At 51.7% G+C, this 14,288-nt stretch carries 25 protein-coding genes and 2 tRNA genes; 26 read left to right on the forward strand and 1 reads right to left on the reverse strand.

The window, feature by feature from the left end; all coding sequences use genetic code 11:
• Positions 1–142: 142 nt before the first annotated feature.
• Both A918_RS0110035 and A918_RS0110040 read left to right on the forward strand, forming a co-directional pair.
• Complete coding sequence (locus tag A918_RS0110035) at positions 143–880, forward strand: rhomboid family intramembrane serine protease (RefSeq protein ID WP_022710934.1); 738 nt, start codon at positions 143–145, stop codon at positions 878–880.
• Between the two features lie 186 nt (positions 881–1,066).
• The gene (locus tag A918_RS0110040) at positions 1,067–1,501 is read left to right on the forward strand and encodes a CBS domain-containing protein (protein WP_022710935.1); all 435 of its coding nucleotides are present in this window, start codon (positions 1,067–1,069) and stop codon (positions 1,499–1,501) included.
• A 212-nt stretch (positions 1,502–1,713) separates the two neighbouring features.
• Here the strand turns inward: A918_RS0110040 and rlmB are convergent, their stop codons facing one another.
• Positions 1,714–2,604: a 23S rRNA (guanosine(2251)-2'-O)-methyltransferase RlmB gene (gene rlmB, locus A918_RS0110045; protein WP_022710936.1), complete on the reverse strand. Its 891-nt coding sequence runs from the start codon at positions 2,602–2,604 to the stop codon at positions 1,714–1,716.
• Positions 2,605–2,884: 280 nt separating this feature from the next.
• Between rlmB and A918_RS0110050 the strand changes: the two genes are divergently transcribed.
• From A918_RS0110050 to rplO, 24 genes are all read left to right on the forward strand, one after another.
• Positions 2,885–2,969, forward strand: a tRNA-Tyr gene (locus A918_RS0110050).
• A gap of 25 nt (positions 2,970–2,994) precedes the next feature.
• Positions 2,995–3,068: transfer RNA gene (locus A918_RS0110055), tRNA-Gly, on the forward strand.
• 216 nt (positions 3,069–3,284) lie between these two features.
• Entirely contained in the window at positions 3,285–4,460 is a 1,176-nt protein-coding gene (gene tuf / locus A918_RS0110060; protein WP_022710937.1) for an elongation factor Tu, read from the forward strand.
• An 81-nt stretch (positions 4,461–4,541) separates the two neighbouring features.
• Positions 4,542–4,850: a 30S ribosomal protein S10 gene (rpsJ, locus tag A918_RS0110065; RefSeq protein WP_002964363.1), complete on the forward strand. Its 309-nt coding sequence runs from the start codon at positions 4,542–4,544 to the stop codon at positions 4,848–4,850.
• A gap of 26 nt (positions 4,851–4,876) precedes the next feature.
• On the forward strand, positions 4,877–5,605 hold the full coding sequence (gene rplC, locus A918_RS0110070) for a 50S ribosomal protein L3 (protein WP_022710938.1): 729 nt from the start codon (positions 4,877–4,879) through the stop codon (positions 5,603–5,605).
• The gene (gene rplD, locus A918_RS0110075) at positions 5,605–6,225 is read left to right on the forward strand and encodes a 50S ribosomal protein L4 (protein ID WP_022710939.1); all 621 of its coding nucleotides are present in this window, start codon (positions 5,605–5,607) and stop codon (positions 6,223–6,225) included. The genes rplC and rplD overlap by 1 nt, the downstream gene beginning before the upstream one ends.
• Positions 6,222–6,515: a 50S ribosomal protein L23 gene (locus A918_RS0110080; protein WP_022710940.1), complete on the forward strand. Its 294-nt coding sequence runs from the start codon at positions 6,222–6,224 to the stop codon at positions 6,513–6,515. Before rplD ends, A918_RS0110080 begins: the two co-directional genes overlap by 4 nt.
• 20 nt (positions 6,516–6,535) lie before the next feature.
• A complete protein-coding gene (gene rplB, locus A918_RS0110085; protein ID WP_022710941.1) occupies positions 6,536–7,369 on the forward strand; it encodes a 50S ribosomal protein L2 in 834 nt (277 codons plus the stop codon).
• 15 nt (positions 7,370–7,384) lie between these two features.
• Complete coding sequence (gene rpsS / locus A918_RS0110090; RefSeq protein ID WP_022710942.1) at positions 7,385–7,663, forward strand: 30S ribosomal protein S19; 279 nt, start codon at positions 7,385–7,387, stop codon at positions 7,661–7,663.
• A 2-nt stretch (positions 7,664–7,665) separates the two neighbouring features.
• Complete coding sequence (rplV, locus tag A918_RS0110095) at positions 7,666–8,055, forward strand: 50S ribosomal protein L22 (protein WP_022710943.1); 390 nt, start codon at positions 7,666–7,668, stop codon at positions 8,053–8,055.
• Complete coding sequence (gene rpsC, locus A918_RS0110100; RefSeq protein WP_022710944.1) at positions 8,055–8,765, forward strand: 30S ribosomal protein S3; 711 nt, start codon at positions 8,055–8,057, stop codon at positions 8,763–8,765. Before rplV ends, rpsC begins: the two co-directional genes overlap by 1 nt.
• A 39-nt stretch (positions 8,766–8,804) precedes the next feature.
• Positions 8,805–9,218: a 50S ribosomal protein L16 gene (rplP, locus tag A918_RS0110105; protein ID WP_022710945.1), complete on the forward strand. Its 414-nt coding sequence runs from the start codon at positions 8,805–8,807 to the stop codon at positions 9,216–9,218.
• 11 nt (positions 9,219–9,229) lie between these two features.
• A complete protein-coding gene (gene rpmC, locus A918_RS0110110) occupies positions 9,230–9,430 on the forward strand; it encodes a 50S ribosomal protein L29 (protein ID WP_022710946.1) in 201 nt (66 codons plus the stop codon).
• A gap of 12 nt (positions 9,431–9,442) precedes the next feature.
• A complete protein-coding gene (gene rpsQ / locus A918_RS0110115; RefSeq protein WP_022710947.1) occupies positions 9,443–9,673 on the forward strand; it encodes a 30S ribosomal protein S17 in 231 nt (76 codons plus the stop codon).
• Positions 9,674–9,752: 79 nt separating this feature from the next.
• Positions 9,753–10,121 (forward strand): 50S ribosomal protein L14, encoded by a 369-nt coding sequence (gene rplN, locus A918_RS0110120; protein WP_022710948.1) that lies wholly within the window; start codon positions 9,753–9,755, stop codon positions 10,119–10,121.
• 13 nt (positions 10,122–10,134) lie between these two features.
• Positions 10,135–10,446: a 50S ribosomal protein L24 gene (gene rplX, locus A918_RS0110125; RefSeq protein WP_022710949.1), complete on the forward strand. Its 312-nt coding sequence runs from the start codon at positions 10,135–10,137 to the stop codon at positions 10,444–10,446.
• Entirely contained in the window at positions 10,439–10,996 is a 558-nt protein-coding gene (gene rplE / locus A918_RS0110130) for a 50S ribosomal protein L5 (protein ID WP_022710950.1), read from the forward strand. Before rplX ends, rplE begins: the two co-directional genes overlap by 8 nt.
• Positions 10,997–11,022: 26 nt before the next feature.
• On the forward strand, positions 11,023–11,328 hold the full coding sequence (gene rpsN, locus A918_RS0110135; RefSeq protein ID WP_022710951.1) for a 30S ribosomal protein S14: 306 nt from the start codon (positions 11,023–11,025) through the stop codon (positions 11,326–11,328).
• 13 nt (positions 11,329–11,341) lie between these two features.
• Positions 11,342–11,740: a 30S ribosomal protein S8 gene (gene rpsH, locus A918_RS0110140; protein WP_022710952.1), complete on the forward strand. Its 399-nt coding sequence runs from the start codon at positions 11,342–11,344 to the stop codon at positions 11,738–11,740.
• Positions 11,741–11,780: 40 nt separating this feature from the next.
• The gene (gene rplF / locus A918_RS0110145) at positions 11,781–12,314 is read left to right on the forward strand and encodes a 50S ribosomal protein L6 (RefSeq protein WP_022710953.1); all 534 of its coding nucleotides are present in this window, start codon (positions 11,781–11,783) and stop codon (positions 12,312–12,314) included.
• A 12-nt stretch (positions 12,315–12,326) separates the two neighbouring features.
• Positions 12,327–12,689, forward strand: coding sequence for a 50S ribosomal protein L18 (gene rplR / locus A918_RS0110150; RefSeq protein WP_022710954.1), 363 nt, complete (start codon positions 12,327–12,329; stop codon positions 12,687–12,689).
• 276 nt (positions 12,690–12,965) lie between these two features.
• Positions 12,966–13,526 (forward strand): 30S ribosomal protein S5, encoded by a 561-nt coding sequence (gene rpsE, locus A918_RS0110155; RefSeq protein ID WP_022710955.1) that lies wholly within the window; start codon positions 12,966–12,968, stop codon positions 13,524–13,526.
• Between the two features lie 48 nt (positions 13,527–13,574).
• Positions 13,575–13,772 (forward strand): 50S ribosomal protein L30, encoded by a 198-nt coding sequence (rpmD, locus tag A918_RS0110160; protein ID WP_022710956.1) that lies wholly within the window; start codon positions 13,575–13,577, stop codon positions 13,770–13,772.
• 20 nt (positions 13,773–13,792) lie between these two features.
• Positions 13,793–14,266, forward strand: a complete 474-nt coding sequence (gene rplO / locus A918_RS0110165; RefSeq protein ID WP_022710957.1) for a 50S ribosomal protein L15 — start codon at positions 13,793–13,795, stop codon at positions 14,264–14,266.
• The last annotated feature ends 22 nt before the right edge of the window (positions 14,267–14,288 follow it).

Raw genomic sequence — 14,288 nt, forward strand, 5'->3', positions numbered from 1 at the left:
AATGCCGCGACAAAACCGCTTTCCACTTTTACCGGAAGTGCTCTATGTTCCTGTTTGAGCGATAAATTCCGCAGACAGACCTTGTCGCATTGTGTTCCGACAGCACTCTGCCGATAAAAGTGTAAATCATAATGAGGATAATATGCAGCAGCCGGTCAACGAAACCCGGACAGAGGATAACCGCGGACAAGGCGGTTCTCAGCCGGTCTTTAATATGCCGCCGGTTGTTGTGGCATTAATCGTTCTCTGTGCCGCTGTATATATTGTGCAGTTCTATCTGCTGAGCGATCCGCAATATATCTGGTTCCTGCTGAATTTTGCTTTTATCCCGCAGCGCTTCAGTGCGTGGGGCGGCTTTACCGATATTACAGCATGGTTCACTGCGATCAGCTATTCCTTCATGCATGGCGGATTTGCTCATCTGGCGGTGAACAGCGTGTGGTTTGCCGCTTTTGGTTCGCCATTGGCCGGTCGTATCGGGACGCGTAAATTTCTGCTGTTCTGGATACTTACATCCATTCTGGCGGCATTCACCCATTATGCGCTTTATCCGGACAGCAATATTCCGCTCGTCGGTGCTTCCGGTGCGATATCCGGCATGATGGGGGCTGCGGCGCGTTTTGGTTTCCGCCGTGTTACTTATTATACAGGGACGGGGCGGCAGGTACCTGCTTTCGGCGGGCCGCTATTGTCGGTGGCTGAAACCTTGCAAAACCGCACTGTTCTGACATTTGTCGGTTTCTGGCTGCTCATCAATGTGATTACAGGACTCTATGCAACGCCTGCCGGCGAATTGTCAGGCATTGCGTGGGAGGCACATATCGGCGGTTTTGTTGCAGGATTCTTCGGCATAGCTTTGTTGCTGCGCGGGCGCTCCTGAAACTGCTTTGTTTTATCGCCTTCCGCGATTCTGTGTTAGACTGAATCAACGGTCACCAGTACGCATGCTGCTCTTCCGTTCTTGTAACATTATGCAGTATTTTGTGTGCCGGTCAGCCGCCTGATGCCATAATCCTCTCTGTTTTCAGGAGGAAAATGTGATGTGTTTCATTATCGGGAGGAAATAATGACTGTACGCGCAATTCTGGAGCAGAAGGGCAGTGATGTTTTCACTGTCAGGTCAGATGCGAATCTGGAAACAGCAGCAAAACAACTCTCAGAGCACCGGATCGGTGCTTTGCTGGTTGATGACGGCAAGGGCCGATATACAGGGATTCTTTCCGAGCGGGATATTGTGCGCGCCTGCGCTAATCACGGAATACAGGCCTTGCAGCTGCCGGTTTCAAAAGCAATGACGACAAAAGTGCTGCATTGCAGCCCGCAGGACAATGTTCATTATGTCATGGAAATGATGACACGGCATCGTTTCCGCCATGTGCCGGTGGTGAATGAAGCCGGTGATCTTGTCGGTATTATTTCGATCGGTGACGTTGTGAAGCGTCGTATTGAACAGGCCGAACAGGAAACGGCCGAGATGATTCAATATATCGCCACTGCCTGAGTGCCGAATTTTACTAAAGCATGTCGCAGCTAAATGGCCTCATTTAGCGTTCGCGAACATGCGACAATTAAAAGAATCTAGAGCGAGTGCCATAAATGCTATTAATCGCGACACGCTCTAGAAAAGCCCTGCATTGAGTGATTCAGGAGAATGTCACGGTCAAAAGTGACACTCAGCGAATCCCCGATACAGGGCTTTGTTGTTTAAACTTGTTATTTGCTCAGGAAACGCTGGGCAGCATAAAGTGAAATTGCAGCGGCGTTCGAGACATTGAGCGATTTAATTGCGCCCGGCATATCAAGCCGTGCCAATGCGGTAACTGTTTCGCGGGTTTTCTGGCGAAGACCTTTACCTTCCGCACCAAGCACGAGAGCAATCTTGTCGCCCTTGAGCGTGTGTTCCATTTCCTGAGGGCCTTCAGAATCAAGGCCGATAGTCATGTAACCCAGCTCATGCAGCTCCTGAATCGCTTCAGCAAGATTGCGCACTTCGATCTGGTCGATTATTTCCAGGGCGCCGGATGCTGATTTGGCCAGAACGCCTGATTCCTGCGGGCTGTGACGGGATGTTGTAATCAAAGCATCCGCACCGAAAGCCACAGCCGAGCGCAAAATAGCGCCGACATTGTGCGGATCAGTAACCTGATCCAGAATCAAAAGCAGGCTGCCTTCTTTCAGATCCTGCAATTTACGCGGTTTAAGCGCTGCAGTTTCAATAAGAACACCCTGATGAACAGCATCGGAGCCGGTCAGCGCATCAATATCGCGCGGCTCAACCATTTCAGGAGCGAGACGGGCGATTGTTGCTTCATCCAGCTCCAGACGGGCGAGGGCGTTTTTAGTGACCATCATACGGAAAATTTTGCGACGCGGATTTTCCAGCGCGGCTTTTACCGTATGCAGGCCATAAAGACGGGTGATTCCGTCGCCCGCAGGCGTGCCTTTTACAGGTTTACGCTTAGGGAACCGGTTATTTTGCGAATTTTGTTCGCTGCCGCCGGATTTTTGATCACGAAACTGGCGCCGCAGACGCGCATAATGCGAATCTTTTGGTGTGCCGGAGGAGGAGCCGGATGAGTCCGGTGACGATTTTTTATCTTTCATGAGCGCTCTATACCGATTTTCCTGTCTTCAAGGTAGCATCTTTCCTTATTCACAGGCAGGAAAGTTTCATGATGCGAAAAAACTACCCCTGAAAAGCCCTATATTGTGGATGATTGATAAGCCTGTGAAAATTTTGTGCATTTTTTTCAAAAAGAGCTGTTGACTTATCAGGGTGTTATCGGCATAACCCGCCTCGTTCACAGCGACAAACGAGCCAAGCGCTACGGGGTCACAGTGAACGGAATGCCTAGTCGCTCAACTCTGCTTGCAGTGAGTTTCTGGAGGAGTGCCCGAGTGGTTAAAGGGGGCGGACTGTAAATCCGCTGGCTTAGCCTACGTTGGTTCGAAACCAACCTCCTCCACCACTGCCAGAGCAGGAGTTTAGAGTGCGCGGGTATAGCTCAATGGTAGAGCAGCAGCCTTCCAAGCTGAATACGCGGGTTCGATTCCCGCTACCCGCTCCAGATTTATTTCAGGGCGGTTTGGCGTGAGTAACTTGGCGGGCTTTGAATAAAGCTTAAGCCGGAAGCGAGTTGATAGAGTTCCGATCCGGTAGCGGGGCGGGGCTTTAGTTCTACTATATAATATCCTTGACTGTCAGGTCGTAGGGTAAGTTATATGGCAATTAAAATTGTTGCAGCGCATTAAATTAAGCGTTGTGGTGAAAGAGAGCGACAGCGATGGCAAAGAGCAAATTTGAACGTACCAAACCGCACGTCAATATCGGCACAATCGGTCACGTTGACCATGGTAAGACCTCGTTGACAGCTGCAATCACCAAATTCTTTGGTGACTTCCGCGCTTACGACCAGATCGATAACGCACCGGAAGAAAAAGCCCGCGGTATCACCATTTCGACCTCGCACGTTGAATATGAAACAGAAAACCGCCACTACGCACACGTAGACTGCCCAGGCCACGCTGACTATGTTAAGAACATGATCACCGGTGCTGCGCAGATGGACGGCGCGATCCTGGTTGTTAACGCTGCTGACGGCCCGATGCCACAGACCCGTGAGCACATCCTGCTCGCTCGTCAGGTTGGTGTGCCTGCAATCGTTGTGTTCCTGAACAAAGTTGATCAGGTTGACGATGCTGAGCTGCTCGAACTCGTAGAAATGGAAGTTCGTGAACTTCTGTCGAAATACGACTTCCCAGGCGATGATATTCCAGTTGTTAAGGGTTCAGCTCTGGCAGCTCTGGAAGACAGCAACAAGACAATCGGTGAAGATGCAGTTCGTGAACTGATGGCCGCTGTTGATGCTTACATCCCAACTCCAGAACGTCCTGTTGACCAGCCGTTCCTGATGCCAATCGAAGACGTATTCTCGATCTCCGGCCGCGGTACAGTTGTTACCGGTCGTGTAGAGCGCGGTATCGTTAAAGTTGGTGAAGAAGTTGAAATCGTTGGTATTAAAGCTACCGGCAAGACAACTGTTACCGGCGTTGAAATGTTCCGCAAGCTGCTCGATCAGGGCCAGGCCGGCGACAACATCGGTGCACTGGTTCGCGGTGTAGGTCGTGATGACGTTGAACGTGGTCAGGTTCTCTGCAAGCCAGGTTCGGTTAAGCCACACACCAAGTTCAAGGCAGAAGCTTATATTCTGACCAAAGACGAAGGTGGCCGTCATACACCATTCTTCACAAACTACCGTCCGCAGTTCTACTTCCGTACAACTGACGTAACCGGTATTGTGACCTTGCCAGAAGGTGTGGAAATGGTTATGCCGGGCGACAACGTAACTGTTGATGTTGCGCTGATCGTGCCAATCGCTATGGAAGAAAAACTCCGTTTCGCGATCCGTGAAGGTGGCCGCACCGTTGGTGCAGGTATCGTCGCTTCGATCATCGAATAATAGATTTGTGCAGGGCGTTTGGTTTGGTGGTTTAAAATCATCTTCAAAGCCAAACGTCCCGCGTAATAAGGAACAAATCAAATGAACGGTCAAAATATCCGCATTCGCCTTAAGGCGTTTGACCATCGGATCCTTGACGCTTCGACCCGCGAAATCGTGTCGACTGCCAAGCGTACCGGTGCCAATGTGCGCGGACCGATCCCTCTGCCAACACGGATCGAAAAGTTCACAGTTAACCGGTCGCCGCACATCGATAAGAAGAGCCGCGAGCAGTTCGAGATGCGCACTCATAAGCGTCTTCTCGATATCGTTGACCCAACCCCACAGACTGTAGATGCGCTGATGAAGCTGGATCTGTCGGCTGGTGTTGATGTCGAGATCAAGCTGTAAGGCTTGAGGACGGAAGGAACGAACCGATGCGTTCAGGTGTTATTGCACAAAAGCTGGGCATGACCCGCGTTTATACAGACGCTGGCGAGCATGTACCGGTGACAGTACTCCGCATGGAGAACTGCCACGTTGTAGCTCAGCGCACAGTAGAAAAAAACGGCTACACAGCCGTACAGCTTGGCGTAGGATTGGCCAAGGTGAAGAACACGACCAAGGCTCTGCGCGGTCACTTCGCGAAGGCTGAAGTTGAACCGAAAGCGAAAGTAGCTGAATTCCGCGTTTCAGAAGACAATCTTCTGGATGTAGGCGCAGAAATCACTGCTGAGCATTTTGTAGCCGGTCAGAAAGTTGACGTTACAGGTACAACAATCGGTAAAGGTTTTGCCGGTGTTATGAAGCGTCACAACTTCGGCGGCGGCCGCGCAACTCATGGTAACTCGGTATCCCACCGTGCCCATGGTTCGACCGGTCAGCGTCAGGATCCAGGTAAAGTATTTAAAGGCAAGAAAATGGCCGGTCACATGGGTCAGACCCGTGTAACCACGCAGAATATCGAAGTCGTTTCTACCGACCTCGATCGCGGCCTGATCCTTGTTCGCGGTGCTGTTCCTGGTTCCAAGGGTGCATGGATCTATGTTCGTGATGCTGTAAAAGTATCGCTGCCAGAAAATGCTCCTAAGCCAGCTGGCCTGCGCCAAGCTAAAGGTGAAGCTGCTGCGGTTGCAGAACCTGCAGCGACTGAGGGAGCCGAATAATGGATCTCACAATTACAACACTTGAAGGCAAGGATGCCGGTAAAGTGCAGCTGTCCGAAGAAATCTTCGGTCTTGAGCCGCGCGATGACATCCTTCAGCGCGTTGTCCTTTGGCAGCTCGCTCGCCGTCAGCAGGGTACCCACCAGACTCTGACCCGTGGTGAAGTTGCACGTACCGGTGCAAAAATGTACAAGCAGAAGGGTACCGGCCGCGCCCGTCACCATTCCGCTCGTGCACCACAGTTCCGTGGCGGTGGTAAGGCTCATGGCCCTGTAGCCCGCAGCCATGCACATGATCTTCCTAAGAAGGTTCGTGCTCTGGCTCTGCGTCACGCCCTTTCGGCTAAGGTTAAAGCCTCTGATCTGATCATCATTGATGATCTGGCAGCTGCAGAAGCCAAGACCAAGCTGCTGGTAAGCCAGTTTGCTAATCTCGGTCTGGAAAACGCACTGCTGATCGGTGGTTCGGAAATCGACGCCAACTTCAAGCTGGCTGCATCCAATATCCCGAATATTGATGTGCTGCCGGTACAGGGCATCAACGTTTACGACATTCTTCGCCGTGGCAAGCTCGTCCTTTCCAAGGCAGCTGTCGAAGCCCTCGAGGAGCGTTTCAAATGACAGATCTTCGTCACTATGATGTGATCGTTAGCCCGGTCATTACCGAAAAGTCGACCATGGTTTCCGAATTTAACCAGATCGTCTTTAACGTAGCCCGCAAGGCCACGAAACCAGAGATCAAAGCTGCAGTAGAAGCGCTTTTCGGCGTGAAAGTTACAGCTGTGAACACCACTGTGCGTAAAGGCAAAGTGAAGCGTTTCCGCGGTATTGTTGGGCGCCAGAGCGATGTCAAGAAAGCGATCGTAACTTTGGCTGAAGGCCAGAGCATCGACGTTTCGACTGGTCTCTGAGAGGCCGTGGAGTAAAGACAATGGCACTCAAGCACTTTAACCCGATCACTCCTGGCCAGCGTCAGCTGGTCATTGTGGATCGTTCGGAGCTCTTCAAAGGCAAGCCGGTCAAAGCATTGACCGAAGGTTTGACTAAAAAGGGCGGTCGTAACAACACCGGTCGTATCACTGTTCGCTATCAGGGCGGTGGTCACAAGCGTACGTATCGCTTTATTGATTTCAAGCGTACGAAACACGATGTGTCCGCTACTGTTGAGCGTCTGGAATACGATCCAAACCGTACCGCATTCATCGCGCTGATCCGCTACGAAGACGGTGAGCTGAGCTACATCCTGGCACCACAGCGTCTTGCTGTTGGCGACAAGGTTATCTCCGGCGCACAGGTTGACGTTAAGCCAGGTAACGCGATGCCACTCGGTGCGATGCCGGTTGGTACCATCATCCACAACGTGGAAATGAAGCCAGGCAAGGGCGGTCAGATCGCTCGCTCGGCCGGTACCTATGCACAGCTCGTTGGCCGTGACCAGGGCATGGCGATCCTTCGCCTGAACTCCGGTGAACAGCGTCTGGTACATTCCGGTTGTCTCGCAACTGTTGGCGCTGTATCCAATCCGGATCACGGCAACACCAACGACGGTAAAGCCGGTCGTTCCGTATGGCGCGGTAAGCGTCCACACGTACGCGGCGTTGCCATGAACCCGGTTGATCACCCACACGGTGGTGGTGAAGGTCGTACCTCGGGTGGTCGTCATCCTGTTACTCCGTGGGGCAAACCTACGAAGGGCAAGAAGACACGCTCGAACAAGGCGACGGACAAATTCATCATGCGTTCGCGTCATCAGCGTAAGAAATAAGAGAGGTAGTCTAAAGTGGCTCGTTCAGTTTGGAAAGGACCGTTTATTGACGGCTATCTTCTCAAGAAGGCTGAGAAGGTACGCTCCGGCGGTCGTAATGAGGTCATCAAGATCTGGAGCCGTCGCTCCACGATCCTGCCGCAGTTTGTTGGCCTGACCTTTGGTGTATACAACGGTAATAAACACATTCCTGTGTCCATCTCCGAAGAAATGGTCGGACACAAGTTCGGTGAATTCGCTCCAACCCGTACCTATTACGGTCACGGTGCGGACAAGAAAGCGAAGAGGAAGTAAGTATGGGCAAGGCCAAGGCTCCGCGCCAGCTTAAGGATAACGAGGCGAAAGCCGTCGCCCGCACGATTCGCGTTAGCCCGCAGAAACTTAATCTTGTCGCGGCTCTGATCCGCGGCAAGAAAGTCAACGCGGCACTTGCTGATCTGTCATTCTCGCGCAAGCGCATTGCAGAGACAGTTAAGAAGACGCTTGAATCGGCAATCGCCAACGCAGAAAACAATCACGACCTCGATGTTGATGCTTTGATCGTCGCGGAAGCTTCTGTTGGCAAGTCGATCGTCATGAAGCGCTTTCATGTGCGTGGCCGTGGTAAGGCGAGCCGGATTGAACGTCCGTTCTCTCACCTGACCATCGTTGTCCGCGAAGTCGCCGAAAAAGGGGAGGCCGCATAATGGGCCAGAAGATTAATCCGATCGGTCTTCGTCTGGGCATTAACCGTACCTGGGATTCGCGTTGGTACGCGAATACCGGCGAATACGGTAAGCTCCTTCATGAAGATCTGAAGATCCGCAAATACCTGACTGAAGAACTCAAGCAGGCTGCGATCTCCAAAATCGTGATTGAACGTCCGCACAAGAAGTGCCGTGTGACCATTCACTCGGCTCGTCCGGGCATCATTATCGGTAAGAAGGGTGCAGATATCGAAAAGCTCCGTAAGAAGCTTTCCGATATGACCAACTCTGATGCGGTTCTCAACATTGTTGAAGTTCGCAAGCCAGAAGTTGACGCTACCCTGATTGCTCAGTCGATCACTCAGCAGCTGGAACGCCGTGTGGCATTCCGTCGCGCTATGAAGCGTGCTGTTCAGTCCGCAATGCGTCTCGGCGCAGAAGGCATCCGTATTAATTGTTCGGGTCGTCTTGGCGGTGCAGAAATTGCTCGTATGGAATGGTACCGTGAAGGTCGCGTTCCTCTTCACACTCTGCGCGCTGATATTGACTACGGTACAGCTGAAGCACAGACCGCTTACGGTATCTGCGGCGTGAAAGTTTGGGTATTCAAAGGCGAAATCCTTGAGCATGACCCAATGGCTTCCGAACGTCGTGCGATTGAAGCCGACGCTCAGGGTCCGCAGTCGAACCGCCGCCGCGAAAACGCTTAATTTTAAGCGTTTTCGGTTAGAATATTGGAGTAGAGAACAATGTTGCAGCCTAAGCGCACAAAGTTCCGTAAGCAGTTCAAGGGCCGTATTCACGGTGAATCCAAGGGCGGTACGGATCTGAACTTCGGTGCTTTCGGTCTGAAGGCAGTCGAACCTGAACGCGTTACCGCACGTCAGATCGAAGCCGCTCGCCGCGCTATTACCCGTCACATGAAACGTGCCGGTCGTGTATGGATCCGGATCTTCCCGGATCTGCCAGTAACTTCCAAGCCTACCGAAGTCCGTATGGGTAAAGGTAAGGGTTCAGTTGATTACTGGGCATGCCGCGTAGCACCAGGTCGTGTTATGTTTGAGCTTGACGGCGTACCTGAAGATGTGGCACGTGAAGCTCTCCGACTCGGAGCTGCGAAGCTGCCGATCAAGACGCGTTTTATTCAACGCATCGCTGAATAAGAGAGACAGCTATGAAAGCCGCAGACATCCGGGCGAAAAGCCTCGACCAGCTGACTGAACAGTTGGGTGGATTGAAGAAAGAGCAGTTTAACCTGCGCTTTCAGAAAGCCACTGGTCAGTTAGAAAAAACCGCACGTGTGAAGCAGGTTCGCCGCGACATCGCACGTATTAAGACTATTGCCCGCCAGAAGGCGGCCGAAAGCAAGGCATAAGGAATTTAAATAATGCCTAAACGCATTCTGCAGGGCGTTGTCGTCAGCGACAAGAACGACAAAACTGTCGTTGTTAAAGTGGAGCGCCGTTTCGCGCATCCACTGCTTCAGAAGATTATTCGTCAATCGAAGAAGTACAAAGCGCATGACGAAAACAACCAGTTCAAGGTTGGTGATCAGGTCTCCATTCAGGAATCTGCTCCAATTTCGAAAGACAAACGTTGGGTAGTTCTCGCGAACTAAGCAACGGGCTAACATTAAACACGCAGCTTAGGTAGGGCAGGAGCCCTTAACCAGCTGAGAGATAAGAAGGCGGCCAGTCATGATTCAGATGCAAACAAACCTCGACGTGGCGGATAACTCCGGCGCACGTCGTGTCATGTGCATCAAGGTGCTGGGCGGCTCGAAACGGAAATACGCTTCCGTTGGTGACATCATTGTGGTGTCCATCAAGGAAGCGATTCCTCGTGGCCGCGTTAAAAAAGGTGACGTAATGAAGGCGGTTGTGGTTCGCACAGCCAAAGACATTCGTCGCCCAGATGGTAGCGTTATCCGTTTTGATAACAATGCTGCTGTTTTGATTGACAACAAGAAAGAGCCTATCGGCACTCGTATCTTCGGACCGGTTCCGCGTGAACTTCGCGCTAAGAGCCACATGAAGATCATCTCGCTGGCTCCAGAAGTTCTGTAAGGGAAGTTCGACGATGCAAAAGATTCGCAAAGGCGACCGCGTTGTTGTGCTTGCCGGTAAGGACAAGGGCCGTACCGGTGAAGTGATCAAGGTCTTGCCGAAAGAAGATCAGGCTTTCGTAAGCGGTATCAATATTGTTAAGCGCCATCAGCGTCAGACACAGACTCAGGAAGCCGGCATTATTTCGAAAGAAGCCGCAATCCATCTGTCAAACCTGGCGATTGCTGATCCTAAAGACGGTAAGCCAACTCGCGTTGGTTTCGTCGAAAAAGACGGCAAGAAGGTACGCGTAGCAAAACGTTCCGGAGAGTCGATCGATGGCTGAAGCAAAGAGTGAACCACGCTTCAAGACGCTTTATAAGGATACAATCCGTAAAGCTATGCTTGAAGAGTTCAAATACAGCAACGAAATGCAGATTCCACGCGTTTCGAAAGTTGTAATCAATATGGGTGTTGGCGAAGCCACTGCAGACTCTAAAAAGCCTGCGCGTGCTGCCGAAGATCTGTCTCAGATCGCCGGTCAGAAAGCCGTTGTCACCCGTGCACGCAACTCGATCGCTACCTTCAAACTCCGTGAAGATATGCCGATCGGTACGAAAGTCACCCTGCGTGGTGAGCGTATGTACGAATTTTTGGATCGTCTGATCACGATCGCGCTTCCACGCGTTCGCGACTTCCGCGGTCTGAATCCTAAAAGCTTTGACGGTCGTGGCAACTTCGCCATGGGTATCAAGGAACACATCGTGTTTCCAGAAATCAACTACGATAAAGTTGATCAGATCTGGGGCATGGACATCATCGTTTGCACGACTGCACCAACGGATGATGAAGCCCGCGCTCTTCTGCGCGCCTTCAACTTCCCGTTCCGCCAGTAACGGCAAGCGTAGCGAGGTAATCAAAAATGGCCAAGACTAGCGCAGTCGAAAAAAACAAGCGCCGCGAAAAGTTGGTTAAGCGTCATGCTGAAAAGCGTGCACGTTTGAAGGCAATTGTTATGGATCAGTCCCTGCCTCTGGATGAGCGCTTCCGCGCTACCATTCAGCTGGCTGAGATGCCACGTAACTCCTCCAAGGTTCGCATTCGCAACCGTTGCGAAGTGTCCGGACGTCCACGCGGTTTCTACCGCAAGCTTAAGATGTCGCGTATTGCGTTGCGCCAGCTGGGTTCGCTCGGCCAGGTGCCAGGCATCGTGAAATCGAGCTGGTAAGGAGAGTTATAATATGACTATGTCAGATCCTATCGGCGATATGCTGACCCGCATCCGTAATGCTATCGGTCGTAAAAAGACCAAGCTTACAACCCCGGCTTCCAAGCTGCGTGCACGAGTATTGGACGTGTTGCAGGCTGAAGGCTATATCCGCGGATATACACAGACTGATTTTGACAACGGTAAATCCGAAATCGAAATCGAACTGAAATATTACGAAGGTATGCCAGTAATCCGTGAGCTGACCCGCGTTTCCAAGCCGGGCCGTCGCGTTTACGTTTCAGTAAAGTCGATTCCTCAGGTCGCTAACGGCCTTGGTATCAGCATTCTTTCCACCCCTAAGGGTGTAATGGCTGATCATCAGGCTCGTGAGCAAAACGTTGGTGGTGAGCTGCTCTGCCGCATCTTCTGATGTGGCTGAGTGGTGAACATAGAAACGGACAGGGTTAACAATGTCTCGTATCGGTAAAAAACCCGTGCCGGTTCCGGCAGGCGTGACCGCCAGCGTTGATGGTCAGACTGTTACTGCCAAAGGCACGAAAGGCGAACTGAAGTTCGTCGTAAGTGATGAAGTAAGCGTGAAGATGGAAGAGGGCGCAGTAAGCGTTACTCCTCTGTCCCAGTCGAAAGACGCCCGCGCTAAGTGGGGCATGGCCCGTACCATGATCAGCAACATCTTCGTCGGTGTTAAAGACGGTTTCGAAAAGAAACTTGAAATCTCCGGCGTTGGTTATCGTGCTGCTATGCAGGGCAAAAACCTTCAGCTTTCGCTGGGTTTCAGCCATGAAGTTGTATACGATGTTCCAGCTGGCATCACTGTTGCAACACCTAAGCCAACGGAAATCGTTGTCTCCGGTATTGACAAGCAGGTTGTCGGGCAGGTTGCTGCCGAGATCCGCGAATACCGTTCGCCAGAACCTTATAAAGGTAAAGGCGTTAAGTATGCCGGTGAAGTTATCGTCCGCAAGGCCGGTAAGAAGAAATAAGGAACACGTGTTATGGCATCGCCTAAACAAACTATTCAGCGCCGTGCTGCACGCGTTCGTCGTCAGCTCAAAGCTGTTTCGAATGGCCGCCTGCGCTTGAGCGTACATCGTACATCTAAGAATATCTATGCACAGATTATCGATGATGTACGTGGTCACACTGTTGCTGCTGCTTCCAGCCTTGACGGTGACCTTAAAAAGTCCCTGAAGACTGGTGCAGACAGTGCAGCTGCCGCTGCAGTTGGCAAGCTGGTTGCAGAACGCGCCGCTAAAGCCGGTGTAGCAGAAGTTGTCTTCGATCGTGGTGCATATATTTTCCACGGCCGTGTGAAAGCTCTTGCAGACGCAGCACGCGAAGCTGGTCTCAGCTTCTAATAAAATTAAAAAATGTCGTCAGGTGCTTGCATTTGACGACATTTTTTCTGTATTACAGCGCCGTGAGGCTTAAGTGACTCACTTTTTATTGCTGTAAGCTGACTACGCATCATATTTTCATAACCGTTTACGGTTCTGGTCTGATGTAATGACACTTCCGGTTTGGTTTCTGATTTATCAGAGAGCTGAACTGCGGGTGTCAATTTGTGCATTTTCGGGTTTAATAGCTTGTTAATGTTTCACTTGTGCTTCCGGAAAAGAAAAAGGAATTAGGAAATGGCACAGAAAGAACGTAATCGCGAAGATCGCGCCCGCGAAGAGCGTGACAGCGAATTCGTCGATAAACTGGTACACATCAACCGCGTAGCCAAAGTTGTTAAAGGCGGCCGTCGTTTCGGCTTTGCTGCTCTGGTCGTTGTTGGTGATCAGAAGGGCCGTGTAGGCTTTGGTCATGGTAAGGCTCGCGAAGTGCCTGAAGCAATCCGCAAGGCAACTGAAGCTGCCAAGCGCGATATGATTTTTGTTCCGCTGCGCTCAGGCCGTACACTGCACCACGATGTGCAGGGTCGTCATGGCGCCGGCAAGGTTCTTCTTCGCTCGGCACCTGCCGGTAAAGGTATCATCGCTGGTGGTCCAATGCGTGCGGTTTTCGAAACCCTCGGCGTTCAGGACGTTGTAGCCAAGTCGCTTGGCTCATCCAATCCATACAACATGGTGCGTGCAACTTTTGATGCGCTGAAGCATCAGATGCACCCGAAAGATATCGCTGCACAGCGCGGTATTAAGTATTCCACACTGCAGGCTCGTCGTCACGACGTAGTTGCCGGTGAAGAATAACCATTGGGTGAGGGGCGTTAGCCCCGCAAGGACTTAAGGAACAAAGTTATGTCTTCGACTAAAGGCAAAACGGTTACCGTTGAACAGATTGGTAGCCCAATTCGTCGTCCGAAAGAACAGCGCGCTACGCTCGTTGGTCTCGGTCTTAACAAAATGCGCCGCCGCAGCACACTGGAAGATACACCTTCCGTTCGTGGTATGATTGCCAAGGTTGCGCACCTCGTCCGCGTTGTGGACGAAGCTTAATCAAGCGCAGGAGAATTATCATGAAACTTAATGATCTGCGTGAAAACCCAGGTGCAACCAAGGCCCGCAAACGCGTTGGCCGTGGTATCGGTTCCGGCTCCGGCAAGACCGGTGGTCGCGGTGTGAAGGGTCAGAAGTCCCGTTCAGGCGTGTCCATCAATGGTTTTGAAGGCGGCCAGATGCCAATCTACCGTCGCTTGCCAAAGCGCGGTTTCACCAACATCTTCGCTAAGAAGTTCAATGTTGTGTCGGTTGGTCGCATTCAGGAAGCTGTGGATGCCGGTAAGCTGGATGCAAAAGCATCCGTTACCTCTGAAGTCCTGATCGCTGCCGGTATCATCCGTCGCGCTCTGGATGGTTTCCGCGTTGTTTCCGATGGCGAAATCACAGCTAAGCTGGTGATAGAAGCTGCCGGTGCTTCTAAGGTTGCGATCGAAAAGATCGAAAAAGCAGGCGGTTCGGTAAAATTACCTGAAGCTGCTTCTGCCGAATAAGGCCTCAGAAATACCTTCAAGA

The organism is Pseudochrobactrum sp. AO18b (assembly GCF_000409565.1).
Classification (GTDB): Bacteria; Pseudomonadota; Alphaproteobacteria; order Rhizobiales; family Rhizobiaceae; genus Pseudochrobactrum; species Pseudochrobactrum saccharolyticum.